The sequence below is a fragment of the Streptomyces sp. NPDC002851 genome (genome assembly GCF_053591935.1).
Genome location: NZ_JBSFUT010000005.1, coordinates 162,775 through 175,526, shown reverse-complemented (window position 1 = coordinate 175,526; position 12,752 = coordinate 162,775). Strand labels below are relative to the sequence as shown.

Annotated in this window: 11 protein-coding genes and 3 pseudogenes; 9 read left to right on the top strand and 5 right to left on the bottom strand. The window is 68.1% G+C overall.

Annotation, left to right across the window (positions count from 1 at the left end; all coding sequences use genetic code 11):
• Positions 1 to 269: 269 nt before the first annotated feature.
• Positions 270 to 537, top strand: a pseudogene (locus tag ACWD10_RS07745) (transposase); the annotation flags it as partial.
• Between the two features lie 324 nt (positions 538 to 861).
• On the opposite strand, the gene ACWD10_RS07740 reads toward ACWD10_RS07745, so the two are convergent.
• Together ACWD10_RS07740 and ACWD10_RS07735 are read right to left on the bottom strand one after the other, a co-directional pair.
• Positions 862 to 1,443 (bottom strand): beta-class carbonic anhydrase, encoded by a 582-nt coding sequence (locus ACWD10_RS07740; RefSeq protein ID WP_451088105.1) that lies wholly within the window; start codon positions 1,441 to 1,443, stop codon positions 862 to 864.
• A gap of 137 nt (positions 1,444 to 1,580) precedes the next feature.
• Positions 1,581 to 1,790, bottom strand: a pseudogene (locus ACWD10_RS07735) (IS701 family transposase); the annotation flags it as partial.
• A 231-nt stretch (positions 1,791 to 2,021) separates the two neighbouring features.
• Between ACWD10_RS07735 and ACWD10_RS07730 the strand changes: the two are divergent.
• From ACWD10_RS07730 to ACWD10_RS07720, 3 genes are all read left to right on the top strand, one after another.
• Positions 2,022 to 2,357 (top strand): YdhR family protein, encoded by a 336-nt coding sequence (locus tag ACWD10_RS07730; RefSeq protein WP_451088103.1) that lies wholly within the window; start codon positions 2,022 to 2,024, stop codon positions 2,355 to 2,357.
• Between the two features lie 155 nt (positions 2,358 to 2,512).
• Positions 2,513 to 2,881, top strand: a complete 369-nt coding sequence (locus ACWD10_RS07725; protein ID WP_451088101.1) for a transposase — start codon at positions 2,513 to 2,515, stop codon at positions 2,879 to 2,881.
• 115 nt (positions 2,882 to 2,996) lie between these two features.
• On the top strand, positions 2,997 to 3,821 hold the full coding sequence (locus ACWD10_RS07720; protein ID WP_451088099.1) for an alpha/beta fold hydrolase: 825 nt from the start codon (positions 2,997 to 2,999) through the stop codon (positions 3,819 to 3,821).
• A gap of 384 nt (positions 3,822 to 4,205) precedes the next feature.
• On the opposite strand, the gene ACWD10_RS07715 is transcribed toward ACWD10_RS07720, so the two are convergent.
• The gene (locus tag ACWD10_RS07715) at positions 4,206 to 4,877 is read right to left on the bottom strand and encodes a hypothetical protein (protein ID WP_451088097.1); all 672 of its coding nucleotides are present in this window, start codon (positions 4,875 to 4,877) and stop codon (positions 4,206 to 4,208) included.
• 80 nt (positions 4,878 to 4,957) lie between these two features.
• Between ACWD10_RS07715 and ACWD10_RS07710 the strand changes: the two are divergent.
• The 3 genes and pseudogenes from ACWD10_RS07710 to ACWD10_RS07700 form a co-directional block, all read left to right on the top strand.
• Positions 4,958 to 5,121: pseudogene (locus ACWD10_RS07710) on the top strand (SUMF1/EgtB/PvdO family nonheme iron enzyme); the annotation flags it as partial.
• A gap of 220 nt (positions 5,122 to 5,341) precedes the next feature.
• Positions 5,342 to 6,154 (top strand): esterase/lipase family protein, encoded by an 813-nt coding sequence (locus ACWD10_RS07705; RefSeq protein WP_451088095.1) that lies wholly within the window; start codon positions 5,342 to 5,344, stop codon positions 6,152 to 6,154.
• A gap of 131 nt (positions 6,155 to 6,285) precedes the next feature.
• Positions 6,286 to 6,981, top strand: a complete 696-nt coding sequence (locus tag ACWD10_RS07700; RefSeq protein ID WP_451088093.1) for a CPBP family intramembrane glutamic endopeptidase — start codon at positions 6,286 to 6,288, stop codon at positions 6,979 to 6,981.
• A 158-nt stretch (positions 6,982 to 7,139) separates the two neighbouring features.
• Here ACWD10_RS07700 and ACWD10_RS07695 read toward each other — a convergent pair whose 3' ends face one another.
• On the bottom strand, positions 7,140 to 8,117 hold the full coding sequence (locus ACWD10_RS07695; protein WP_451088351.1) for an alpha/beta fold hydrolase: 978 nt from the start codon (positions 8,115 to 8,117) through the stop codon (positions 7,140 to 7,142).
• Between the two features lie 461 nt (positions 8,118 to 8,578).
• Between ACWD10_RS07695 and ACWD10_RS07690 the strand changes: the two genes are divergently transcribed.
• Positions 8,579 to 9,619, top strand: a complete 1,041-nt coding sequence (locus ACWD10_RS07690; RefSeq protein ID WP_451088091.1) for a vWA domain-containing protein — start codon at positions 8,579 to 8,581, stop codon at positions 9,617 to 9,619.
• Positions 9,620 to 10,141: 522 nt separating this feature from the next.
• Positions 10,142 to 10,948: a VOC family protein gene (locus ACWD10_RS07685; protein ID WP_451088349.1), complete on the top strand. Its 807-nt coding sequence runs from the start codon at positions 10,142 to 10,144 to the stop codon at positions 10,946 to 10,948.
• A gap of 434 nt (positions 10,949 to 11,382) precedes the next feature.
• Here ACWD10_RS07685 and ACWD10_RS07680 read toward each other — a convergent pair whose 3' ends face one another.
• Complete coding sequence (locus tag ACWD10_RS07680; RefSeq protein WP_451088089.1) at positions 11,383 to 12,723, bottom strand: MFS transporter; 1,341 nt, start codon at positions 12,721 to 12,723, stop codon at positions 11,383 to 11,385.
• Positions 12,724 to 12,752 lie beyond the last annotated feature (29 nt).

Here is a 12,752-nt window from a genome sequence, read left to right as displayed (position 1 = left end):
GCGGTGCAGCCGGGCGTACCGCGTGGCGAGACCGGCGAGCTGTGCTCCGCACCGACCGCCCGGCACGGCGCGGTGAGGCCATCGGCACCTCACCGCGCCGACTCACCCTGGCGTGAGCAGGGTGCGGCATCGCAGGCAGGCCCACGAGCTGCGCGACCAGGGCGTGGACCTGCCGGAATGCGCCCGCCGTCTGTCCTGCACCTTTCCCCTCTGCACGCCTTCACCGGTGCCCGGATCGAGACTGGGTAACGTCACCAGCGGGCCGCCCAGAGCGGCAATTCGCCACCAAGGCGACCTGGCCAAGGCCATGGTGATGCGGGCCCTGGCCTCACCGCTGCCCCTCGCCTGGGTGACCGCCGACTCCGCCTACGGCCAGGAATGGCGGCTGCGCCGCATGCTGGAGGAGGCGGCGTCGGCTACGTCCTGGCCGTGCCGGAGTCCCAGCACGTCCACGCCCTGGGCCGCATCGACTTCGCCATCGCCCAGGCACCCGACGACGCCTGGGAGCGTCACTCCTGCGGCAACGGTGCGAAAGGCCTGGTTCCGGCGCTCTTGCACCGCTCACCGTGGCAGAAATCCGGCGACTCCTGGCAGTTGGCTGTCCCTCGCTGACACGCCTTCGGCGCCACGCGCTGAGCTGGTCCCGCTGGCGCAGCACCACCAAGCCATCGCCAGACGCTGCCACGACCGCCGCCGCATTCAAGGCCACGAGCTCCCTAGTCCTGATGAACCATCAGCCAAGTACACTCACAGGAACACGGCTTGGACCAGCAGTGATAGCGAACTGCGACTGGGGTAGTGAGGCGGCTGGACGGTTGCAGCTGCTACTCGCCCGGACGCCAGTCCCGAGCGTCGAAGCTGTCACCGGACCTCGCGCAACCTGCCGGTGCGGACTTCGTAGACGAAGCCGCGGATGGCGTCCTTGTGGACGAGCAGCAGGCTTTCCCGGATGCGGGCCACGGAGCGACGAACCTGCTCCTCCAGGTCGCTGAAGGCCTGGAACTCGAACGGCACCTCAGTCCCTGTCTCGCTCTCCACCTGCCGTTTCAACTCGTCATCCTTGAACGTGAGCATCCCGCACTCGGTGTTGTGCATGAGCATGATCTCTCGTGTTCCCCCGATGCGCTGGGAGATGACGAGCGACCGGATCGTGTCCTCCGTAACCACCCCTCCGGCGTTCCGGATGACGTGCGCGTCCCCCTCTTCCAGGCCGAGCATTTGGTAGATGTCGAGCCGAGAATCCATGCAGGCGATGACGGCCAGGCGCTTTCTTGGCAGCCGCGGAGGATCGAGGTCCTCGTACGCCGCCGCGAACGCAGCGTTCTTCTCAAGCACGTCATCGATGGCACTCATCGCTCTTCCTCCAGGCGTACGCCTCGACACTGGCCCGGCCGGGCCCGGCACGACCTTGGAGCCGGTCGTCACCAACACCACGGCCTGCATCGCGAGACGGTAGGTGATATTCCACCTTAAAAGGGACGCCGGGTGTGGCACTCGTACGTGGCGGCGACGTGCCGGGTGCGGGGGTCCGCGTCGGTGATCTCGTGGGGCCCATCTCGGTCACAGCTCGGTCCATCAGGGACGTAGTCGCGGACATCGTCATGCACCGCGTCGGCGTCCCAGGAGGCGCGGCACAGCAAGTGCTGCATGCCGTGCGGGTTCGCCTCCCCAGCCCACCCGGCGATCGTCCAGCAGTTCTTGCGCGGCACGTCCGACAGAAGCCCGCATACCAACCGCCCGGCCCGGCGCCGGGGCTCAACACGGGCAAACCGCCCCGCTATCCGTGCCATCAAGCCCTCGAACGCCTCCCGCCAGCGTGCGGGATCCATGCTGTGACCCGCGGCCACCGCCTCGTCGTTTGTTCACACAACTCACGATGATCAACGGTGGCCGCACCCGTACTCGCACCGGCCCCCACCAGCGAATTCACGATCTACAGCTTGACCACCGAACCCGGCTCAGAGGCATCAGGCATCCAAATAGACTGGGCTCAGAGGCGTCTCAGGGACGGAGGTGGCTTCATGCCCGCCATCCTCTTCGTCCGGATCACATCCGGACTCGATGCGCAGGAGCTTGAGCGGCGCCTGCTGGAACGGCGGCCCCGCTTCCATGACGTACCCGGTCTGCTACAGAAGGTCTACGGCCGCGACAGCGAAACCGGCGACGTGTGCGGCATCTACTTCTTCGAGAGCCGGGAGGCGCTCGACGCGTTCCGCGAGACCGAGCTCGCCCGCACCATCCCTGCCGCGTACGAAGCGGTCGAGGTCCGCCGCGAGGTGTACGACGTGCTCTATTCACTGCGACCCGACCAGGGACCCGTCGCCGATTCCGGCCACCCGGCAGACACGACGGCGTGACCCGCCGACGACTGGCGCGATGGCACCAGACCGAGCCTGCGCCAGTCACTACCAGCGCCCAGCAGCCCAAGAGTCGGCCCGAGTCCGGTTGACCGCGGGCGGCCGGGTTCGAAGCACCACGTGCTGATCGACACGCGCACGGCACACCGCTGCGCGTGTCGCACCGGCGGACACCGCAACGCCGTCACCCAGCTCCTGCCGCTGGTCGACGGCGTGCCGCCGGTGCGGGGCAAGCGGGGCAGGCCCCGGCGCAGGCCCGCACGTTGTATGCCGACCGCGGCTACGACCACGACCTGCACCGCCGCCGCCTGCGGGAGCACGGCATCGTGGCGAAGATCGGCCGGCGCGGACAGCCGCAAGGTTCGGGCCTGGGCCGGGTGCGGTGGGGCGCCGAGTCTGCCATCGCCTGGCTCCACGGTCCCCGCCACTTACGGACGCGCTGGGAAGCACGAGACGACATGCACGACGCCTTCCTCCAGCTCGCCCACTGCATGCCCCTCGCCCGCAAGAACCCAGCCCTCTGACCCCTTACGCCGCCTGTCCCGTCCCTTCTGTGGCCGGGATGCCCACCGGGTCATGGGCTGGCTAAATGGCAAGTGGCCCCGCACGTGGTGGTGCGGTCAAGCGAGGAGGGCTGGTATGGCAGGTGTTCGTGTCAACGGCGTCGGCCTCTTCTACGAGACGGCCGGCGTCGGCGATCCGCTGGTGCTGGTGCACGGCTCGTGGGACGACCACCACGACTGGGAACCGGTCCTGCCTGACCTGGTCCAGCAGTACCGGGTGCTCGTCTACGACCGGCGCGGCCACAGCCAGAGCGAGCGCCCGCCGGGGCAGGGCTCTCGTACCGAGGACGAGGACGACCTGGGCGCGCTGATGGACGAGCTGGGATTCGCGCCGGCGCATGTCGCGGGAAACTCCTTCGGTGCGTCGATCGTTCTGGGGCTGGCCACCCGACGCCCTGAACTCTTCCGGGGCGTGATCGTCCACGAGCCGCCGCTGATGGGCATCGTCACCGGAGAGCCCGGTTTCCGGCCACTCATGGACGCCACCGACCAGAAGATCGGCTCTGTCCTCGCGCATCTGCGCGCGGGCGAGACGCGGGCCGGTGCCCGCCTGTTCGTGGAAGAGGTCGCCCTCGGACCCGGCACCTGGGAGCAACTCCCGGAGCAGACGCGTGAGACGTTTCTGCGTAATGCACCCACCTTCCTCGACGAACAGAAGGATCCCAGCTGGGCGATGCTGGACCTCACGGCCCTGTCGCGGTTCACCGAGCCCGCACTGGTGACCACGGGCACCACAAGCCCGCCGTGGTTCGCCACCATCACCACCCGGATCGCCGACGCCTTGCCGCAGGCACGGGTGCACACCTTCGAAGGGGCCGGGCACATCCCTCACGTGACCCACCCGCAGGACTACGTGGATGCAGTGATCCGTTTCCTTCAGACAGCGGGCCGCCGGCCGTAACGCACGGTCGCTGGCATTCACCATTTCATCGGAAGTGGCTTGGCTGACCCCTCGCCGGTCCTGGTGCAGGGGGAAGTGCAACAAGATCCGCGGCGGGCACTCATGTCGACCCAGGCGATGAATGGGCCGTGCTGCGGTTGGAGCGCGGCCCAGTCGACGCCAACGGGAATTGCGCTCACCTCGGGCGCAGTTGAGCCACGAGATGTGCTCGACGACCTCGTGCGGGACGTGAAGCATGACGCGATACGGGACCAACAGGGCTCCTTTGTCGACGTGTTGGCGAGTGAGATCACCAACGCAACGACCAGGGGCCGCCCTTTCTCGTTACGAGCCCTGTCGTCCAGCCGTCATCACGCTCCGGGCTCGCGGATGAGGAGGCTTCACTCAGCCGCCGCGCGGAGCCCAGGAGTCGAGGCTCGCCTCGCTGAAGCCCTCGTAGATGTATGCGATTCCGCCTGTCGGTTCCTCGAAGCATTCGGCATCACCGCGGTATACGGCGATGAGCGAGTCCGTTCCCCGCCACCAGGTATCTGCGATGCCCCGGACCTGTGGGAGGGGTTCGAACCGGTCCAGGTCCAGGGCGTCGACCTCATCTCCCTGAACCTGCGTGATGCGCTTTGCGTAGCAGGTGGCGTAGTGGGTCAGCGCCTGGGCTTCCACCCAGCCCTCGATGCTCGCGTGCAGGATGACTCCACGTGCGTTGTAAATCCCGAACTCGCCTCCCGGGCCGATCACGAATTCGTAGGGCAGCGCAACTCGTGTGCCTCCCGCCTCGAACCACCAGCTCTCATCGGTGAGTTCAGGCACATTCGCATCGAGGCTTTTCGGGCCCCCACAGTAGAGGAGAGACGGCGGCAGAGCGATCCCGCCCCAAACCTGTTGATACGCCGCGGCCCGGTCGATCACTTCGCGAGGAACCCCGCACCCCCGCCAATCATCCCGGTATTGCTCAATCTCAAGGCAGGGCACCCGATGGCCGTGCACTCTGAGGAAATACCCAGCCCAGCGTGTCAACCCTTCCGGGACCTGCGGAGACGGCGGCGGGTACTTGGTCATGCCCCCACGCTAGCCCGGGGGCAACCGGGCGACCTCAAGGGTCCCGATAACGGGTAGAGCGTGGCGGCTACCCCCCAGGCGACACCGCCGACGCCGAGATCTACGGCGCCTACAGGGTGCTACGCGGCGGTGGCTGGTTCGAGAGCACTGGAGCTGCAGGGCATCCGCGCGGCGCCCCAGTGATCCCACCTTCCAGGTCGACGCCGTGGGATTCCGCATTGCGCATTGCGCATTCCCCCGGTGAGCTCATCCACGCTGTGTGCCATAACCGCCGCCTCCCGCACGTCCACTCGATCCGGTCGGCCTCGTTCTTCTCCGTCGGCGGGCCGATGCGGCGACCGTTTCGGGCACAGCCCACAGCGCAGAAGGGTTGACAGCTGACCGGGCGGACCGAATGATTTCGGCCATCGTTCGGCATTGTCGAACGAGTGTCCCCTGAAACGTTCAGTGAACCGAGGTCGCTCATGCGCGTGCGCTCTGTTACCGCCGCCCTGGCCGCAGCCGCCTGCGCGGTCGTCGGTCGCGTCGCCCCGGCCGGGGCGGACACGGTTGATGTCGCCCCGCCGGGGGCGAACGACTGGTCGTGCCGAACCAGCGAGGCCCACCCGTACCCGGTAGTGCTGGTCCACGGCACGTTCGAGAACATGCTCAAGAACTGGGCGACGCTCTCGCCGAAGATCGCGGACGCCGGGTACTGCGTCTTTGCGTTCAATTACGGCAACGATGCCACCGGTCCGATCGCGGACTCGGCCAGGGAGCTGGCCGCATTCGTGGAAAGGGTGCGCGATGCCACCGGGGTGCGGAAGGTCGATCTTGTGGGGCACAGTCAGGGCGGGATGATGCCGCGTTACTACCTCAAGAATCTCGGCGGCGCCCACAAGGTCGGCAAGCTGATCGGCATCGTGCCGTCCAATCACGGCACCACCAATCCGCTGACCGTCCCGACCGGTTACCTCGGGTGCCAGGCCTGCACGGAGCAGAGGGCGGGTTCGGACTTTCTCGCCGACCTCAACGAGGGCGGGGACACGGTGCAGGGGCCGGATTACACGGTCATCACCACCAAATACGACGAGGTCGTCACCCCTTACACGAGTGCCTTTCTGGACGGGCGGAAGCAGGACGTCACCAACGTCACCGTGCAGGACAGGTGTCCGGCGGACGTGATCGAACATGATCAGAGTCCCAACGATCCGGTTGTTGGTCAGTGGGTCCTGCACGCCCTCGGCCAGAGCAATGCCCCTGCCGATCCGGCTTTCAAGCCCGACTGCCTCGGCTGACCCTCAGCGTCAGGCCATCCGGGCCGTCCGGGCTGCAGGCTGCGGGGAGGGTGAGCGTGCGCGGCTGGTGCCGTGGAGACGCCGAGCCTTTCCGCTCCTGGGACGGGCCGGTGAGTGATCCTGGTGGGGCCATGCGGATCTTCCTGGTTGTCGCCGTCCTCGCCGTCACCAACACGGTCAGCCACCGGCTGCCGTCCGAGGCGTACGTGCCGCTCTGCGTGACCGTCGCGGCGCTGCTCCTGCTGATCGCCCGCTGGGACGGGGTCACCCGCGCCGGTCTTGGTCTCGCTCGCGAGACGGTCCGCCGCGGGCTTGTCTGGGCGCTGGTCCTGGTCGGTGGCGTGCTCCTCGTCTACGGCATCGGGCTCGCCATTCCCGTCACCCGTGACGCCTTTCTGGATGACCGTGTGGCGCATCTGTCTGCGGGGGAGGTGGCGTACCGGGCTCTGGTCAGGGTGCCTTTAGGCACCGTGCTGCTGGAGGAAGTCGCGTTCCGCGGCGTGCTGTGGGCCATGCTCACCCGAAGGTGGGGCCCGACCTGGGCCACCGCTGTCTCCTCTGTGCTTTTCGGTCTCTGGCACATCCAGCCGTCCCTGGGCCTGTCCCGCTCCAATGCCGCCATCGGGGCGACCTTCGGCAGCGGCGGGAGTGGGGTGGTGCTGTCCGTTGCGGCGGCGGTCGTCGTCAGCGGCATCGGGGGCGTCGTTTTCTGCGAGCTCCGTCGCCGCTCCGGCAGTCTGATCCCGCCGGTAGCACTCCACTGCGCCCTCAACAGCGCGGGCTACGTCCTGGCCTGGGCAGCCGCCCGGTGGTGGGCCGGTTCATGAGAACGCGCCAGCACTTCGGCAACGGTTTCGGCGGCACAGCGCAGCCGTAGCCGTAGCCGTAGCCGTAGCCGTAGCCGTAGCCGTAGCAATGGTGTGCACGCGCTGTAGGAGCACGTTGTCGTGTTAAGGCAGCGCCCAGGCGGACCTGCGTGAGTGGGTCAGGCGGGCAGGGTGGCCAGCCAGCTGGTGAGGATCTCGTTGACCTCGGCGGCACGTTCCTGCTGGACCCAGTGGCCGCAGTCGTCGAGGAGGTGGGAGGAGACCAGTCCTGGCAGCGTGGCGGGGTATGCGTGGATCGCGTCGGCCAGCCACGTGGTGGAGGCGTCCAGGCGGCCGCCGATGAACACCGACGGCTGGGTGATGGGGGCGCCGTCGAAAGCGGCGAGGTCTTCCCAGTCACGGTCCATATTCCGGTAACGGTTCAGCGCCCCGGTCAGGCCGGTTCGTTCGAACTCCCCGGCGTAGACGTCGAGACCGTCCTCGCCGAGCCAGGCGGGCAGCCGACCGGCGGGAAACCGGTCCCGCAGCGTCCCGCCCGGGCTGACGAAGTGCGGGTCGGGGGCCTCCGGTCCGGGCATGGTGTCGCCGGACAGGGCTGCGTAGAAGCCCGCCAGCCAGCCGCGCACGTCGGGTTCGATCTCCGCCTCGGCACGGCCCGGCTGCTGGAAGTACGAGACGTAGAACTCCTCACCCCCGCTGCCCAGTTGCGCGAAGATCTCGCTGGGCCGCGGCCCGCCGCGTGGCGTGTAGGGGACGCTGAGCAGCCCCACCGCGCTGAAGACTTCCGGCTTGAGCAGGGCCGAGTTCGCAGCGATCGACGCACCCCAGTCATGGCCGACGATCACGGCCGACTCTTCCCCCAGCGCATGCACCACCTCGGCGTTGTCCGCCACCAGGTCCAGCATCCGATACGCGGCCGTGTCCACCGGCCTGGAAGAACGGCCATAGCCGCGGACATCCACAGCGACCGCGCGATAACCGGCCGCGGCCAGGACCGGCAACTGGTAACGCCAGGAATACCAGCACTCGGGGAAACCGTGCACGAGCAGCACCAACGGCCCCGACCCCTGCTCCACCAGATGGATCCGCCCAGCCGACGAGGGAATCAGGCGATGCGTAACATCCACGGTATCCATGACATCCGTGATGTCCACGGCATCCGTGACGTGCTGCAGGGGCATGAAAACCTCCGACCCAACTCGGCCTGCGCGGGCCACAACCACCGCCCACCCGACCACGGCGTGCCCGCGGCTCCGTACCGATCCTGCAGCGAAAGCCACCACGGGAGCGAGCCTCGTTGCCGATCCAGCAAACACACCCGACCGGGCGTTCGCGATCCGCGTGTCCCACAACCGTGGAACGACCGGCCGGGCAGGGCAGGGCACGTACACCGTGAAGGAGACGCGGCCTGCCGCGAGGCCTGTGGTCCCTCGCCGAACAGCTCTACGGCAACGGCCAGTTGTACGCGACGATCGCCGCAGCGAACGAGGGCCGCCGCACCATGACCGACGGAGCACCCACCAGCCTGGAATCCAAGATCGATTGTCAGTGGTGGGTGGGAAGATCGGAGCATCGAGTCGGAAGAGGGGGAGCAGTCATGTCCGGAAGTCAGAACTACATCAATCACGTTGCTCTTGTGCTGGATGCCAGTTCGTCCATGTCACACCTGAGCCGCAAGGTCGTCGAAGTCGCCGACCAGCAGATCGCCTATCTGGCCCGCCGATCGAAGGAACTGGACCAGGAAACCCGCGTCACGGTGTACGTCTTCGCGGACAAGGCGGAGTGCGTCATCTACGACAAGGACGTGCTGCGGATGCCGTCCCTGAAGCAGCTGTACCGGGTCGGTGGAATGACGGCTCTGCTGGCGGCCACGCTGAAGTCGCAGCGGGAGCTGGCGCAGACGGCTCAACTGTACGGCGACCACAGCTTCCTGACGTTCGTACTGACCGACGGACAGGAGAACGCAAGTCATCGCTGCCCGGATGCCCCTACCACCAATCCGCGTGAACTGGTGCAGGCCGTGGCCAAGATGATCGAGACGCAGGAAGACAACTGGACCCTGGCCGTCCTTGTGCCGGACCAGATGGGCAAGCGCGAGGCCATGCAGTGCGGCTTCCCGAAGGACAACATCGCCATCTGGGACGCCACGAGCACACAGGGTCTGGAGGAGGCCGGGCAGGTCATCCGGCAGGCCACCGAGAACTTCATGGTGGGCCGCGCCCAGGGCATCCGGGGATCGCGGACGGTGTTCTCCACGGGTGCGGAGACGGTCAACAAGGAGACCATCAAGGCAGCCGGTCTCACTCCGGTGAATCCGTCGGAGTACCAGCTGATTCCGGTCGCTCGCGAAGCGGGGATACGGGACTGGGTCATCGAGTGCGGGCACACGTACCGCACCGGTGGTGCGTTCTATCAGCTGAGCAAGTCGGAGAAGATCCAGGCGCGGAAGCAGATCGCGGTGCTGGAGAAGAAGACGGACCGGGTGTACACGGGGCCGGAGGCCCGAGCCCTGCTCGGCCTGCCGGACATGGAAGTTCGCGTCAAGCCGGACCACAACGACGACTTCACGATCTTCGTGCAGAGCACCAGCGTGAACCGGAAGCTGGTACCGCACACGCGGCTACTGCTCATGATCTGACGCCTTGGAAGCCCCGCCAGTCCGACTGGCGGGGCTTACTTCCCGTTCAGCACGCCGCCTGGGTCGGCCCGACGGCCACAGGCGGGTCGGCCACAGCCCCGTGTGGCGACCGGAAGCTTCCCCTGCGGTGGCCGGCGAGGCGAGGGCGGGTGCGGCGGGCACGGGGCACGGGCGGCACGGGCGTCTTCGCCGCACCGGTGAAACCCTCGCCGCCTGCGCTGGAGCCCGCCGTCACCTGCGCTGGAGCCCGCCGTCACCGGCAGCAGCTCCCGGTCTGCCGGGTACCGCTTTCGACAGTGCCAGGCAGACCGCCGCGCCGCGAGGTCGCTGCCCCGGGCAGAGGCCAGCGCCGAGTGCCAAGTGATGACGCGGCTCGTACGCTGAAAGTACGTGGGCCTGGAGGTGCGTTCATGCCCGCGAGTATGCGGAACGGGTGCCCTCTCGTACGGGCTTGATCACCGAGGGTGACGGCCACACAGGCAAGGCGACCTGAACGGCGGCCGGTGAGAGGAGGAAGTCGTGGTGCAGGTAACGGCAGACCTCATAGGTGCACCGTGCTGGCTCAGTCTGACGGCACGAGACCTGGACGCCTCCGAGCGCTTCTACGAAGCGGTGCTCGGCTGGACGTTCAAACGCGGCACCATGGGCCAGGCATACTCCGTCGCCGAAGTGGACGGCGTCCCCCTGGCCAGCATCGCGGCCGTGGCCAGTCAGTTCGCCGTCCCGGTCGCGTGGACCCCGTACTTCGCCGTCGACGACGCCGATGACGCGGTAGCCCGGATCCGCGAGCGCGGCGGCACCGTCGCCGTCGGCCCCGTGCCGTACCCACCCCGCGGCCGTGCGGCCCTGGCCTCCGACCACGAGGGCGCGACCTTCGGCATCTGGGAAGGACGCGTCCTGGCCGAATGGCGGATCGGTGAAAGAGCGGCACCCGCGTGGCTGGAACTGCACACGACAAACGCCTTCGATGCCGCCGTCTTCTACGGCGAGGCCCTGCAGTGGGCCGAAGACGGCGGCCCCGGCGGCTGCGAAGTGTCGTACGAGGAAGACAAGGTCGTCCTGCGACACAACGGCGAGGCAGTGGCACGCCTCAATAGCGGCCCCGTCGAGGAAGCCGCCGCGAAACCGCAGCTGCGCCCACGCTGGCTGGTCCACTTCCGGGTCCGGTCCCTGGAATCCGCCACAGCAACCGCAGCGGAACACGGGGGTGCAATCGTCCCCGACGCCCCATGGCCCGGCCGCGGAGAGCAGGCCACCATACGCGACCCGGACGGCGCCCTGTTCACCCTGGACCAGTCACTCACCGCCCCATGGCCAGTCGTGCCCTGAACCAGCCCGCACACCGGTCATCGGGTGACCTCGGGTGACTTCGGGTGACTAACACCCCGCTCCCCCACGCGGCTCCCCGCATACGGCACGGGGGCGCGGAAACTCGCGTAGCAGACCGCGACCGACTCGAAGGCAGTGACGCATCCGCTGCGTCTGGAGCGGACAGCCCCCGACCGTCACCCTGCGACAACTCCCCCGCGGCCAGCGCACACGCCGCATCTTCACCGTCGTACGCCGCGGACGCAGTCAGCACCCCGCCCTCCAGGCATGCCGGGACGCCCTCCTTCGGGCGGTCACCCTGCTGTCCACCCAGGCACCGGGGCAGCACGGTTCACCGTGGCCTCCTTCACAGCCAGCGCCGTGAATTCGCTCGTCTGCCCAGTGCCGGTCATGACACCCATGCGACCGGTTTCCGTGCTGCGCCATGAGCCGCATCAGGGTCGCGGAGGGCCGTCTTGTGGGGCTTCAGGGTGGGCGGCCGTCGGCGGCGCGTCGTGCGAGGCCGGAAGCTCCCGTCCCAGGCGTGCGAGTGGGGACAGAGCCATGACCGCTGGGGACAGCATCATGCCTGCGGCTGTCATCAGGAGGCTGGTGCGCAGTCCCCACTCCTCCGCGAGAAATCCGCCGACCAGAGAACCGAGCGGAGTCAGCCCCATGCCGACGAACGTGATCGTCGCGGCCGCGCGGCCTTGCATCCCGTTCGGTGTGACGGCCTGCCGGACGGCCATGACCGTGACATTCACCAACTGGCTGCCAGTCCCGAACACGAAGCCGGCCGCAAGGAGCGCGGGAACCGTCACCGCAGAGGAGCCGCGCAGCGCGGGAACACACAGGAACACGCCGTCGCCGAGTGCGGCCGCGCTCATGAGTACCGCGCCATAACCGAAGCGGCTCGGCAGGCGGGCGGCCAGCAGCGAGCCCAGGAGCGCGCCCGGTCCCGCCGCGGCGAGTGCCAGCCCGACGACGGTGCCTGACAGGTGTAGTTCCCGCGGCAGGAAGAGCAGGTAGACGGTCATCATCGCCGCGAAGGAGAACTGAAAGGCGGCCGAGGCCAGGCACACGGTCCGAAGCACCGTATCGCCGACGACGAAACGCAGGCCCTCATGAATCCGCTGCCAGACCCGAGGGGGACGTTCCGAGCGCTCCGGGATCGATTCGGCTCGGCGGATCCGCCGGATCGACAGGAACGACAGCGCGAAGAACAGCGCGCTGGTGGCGGCAGCAATCGGCGCCGACAGGAGGGACACCAACGCACCGCCGAGAGCGGGACCGCTGATCTGCGCCGCGGACCGGCTGCCCTCGAGCGCGCTGTTGCCTCGCACCAGTTGGTCGCGTTCCACCAGTCGTACGAGAGACGCCTGGTATGCCACGTCGAAGAACACGGATAGGGCCCCGACAGCGAAGGCAAGCGCAAGCAGGGCGGGCAGGCCGAGCCAGCCGAAGAGGCCGGCCATAGCGGCAGCGCCCAGGGCCAAGGCCCGACCGACGTCCGTGAGCACCATCGTCGTGCGGGTCCGCCACCTGTCCACCCACGCGCCGACGAAGAGCGAGAGCAACAGGATCGGCGCCTGCCCCACCGCGCGAAGGACGCCCAGCTGGCCAGCACTGGCGTGGAGCGTCAGGACGGCGAAGAGCGGCAGAACCACCAGACCTGCGTGTTCACCGAGTTGGGAGGCGGTCTGCCCCATCCAGAGTCTGCGGAAGTCGACGTCCCGGCACAGGCTTGACGGAGCAGATCGACCGGAGTCGGATGCAGCGGAGGAAGCGGACGGCACGGGAATCCCTTGTGTTGCCGACAACGAGG

Coding starts and splice junctions, on each gene's coding strand:
- ACWD10_RS07740 (WP_451088105.1), bottom strand. CDS start 1,443: ATGCAGGCCGTGGTGTTGGTGACGACCGGCTCCAAGGTCGTGCCGGGC.
- ACWD10_RS07695 (WP_451088351.1), bottom strand. CDS start 8,117: ATGGATACCGTGGATGTTACGCATCGCCTGATTCCCTCGTCGGCTGGG.
- ACWD10_RS07700 (WP_451088093.1), top strand. CDS start 6,286: ATGCGGATCTTCCTGGTTGTCGCCGTCCTCGCCGTCACCAACACGGTC.
- ACWD10_RS07705 (WP_451088095.1), top strand. CDS start 5,342: ATGCGCGTGCGCTCTGTTACCGCCGCCCTGGCCGCAGCCGCCTGCGCG.
- ACWD10_RS07690 (WP_451088091.1), top strand. CDS start 8,579: ATGTCCGGAAGTCAGAACTACATCAATCACGTTGCTCTTGTGCTGGAT.
- ACWD10_RS07715 (WP_451088097.1), bottom strand. CDS start 4,877: ATGACCAAGTACCCGCCGCCGTCTCCGCAGGTCCCGGAAGGGTTGACA.
- ACWD10_RS07730 (WP_451088103.1), top strand. CDS start 2,022: ATGCCCGCCATCCTCTTCGTCCGGATCACATCCGGACTCGATGCGCAG.
- ACWD10_RS07720 (WP_451088099.1), top strand. CDS start 2,997: ATGGCAGGTGTTCGTGTCAACGGCGTCGGCCTCTTCTACGAGACGGCC.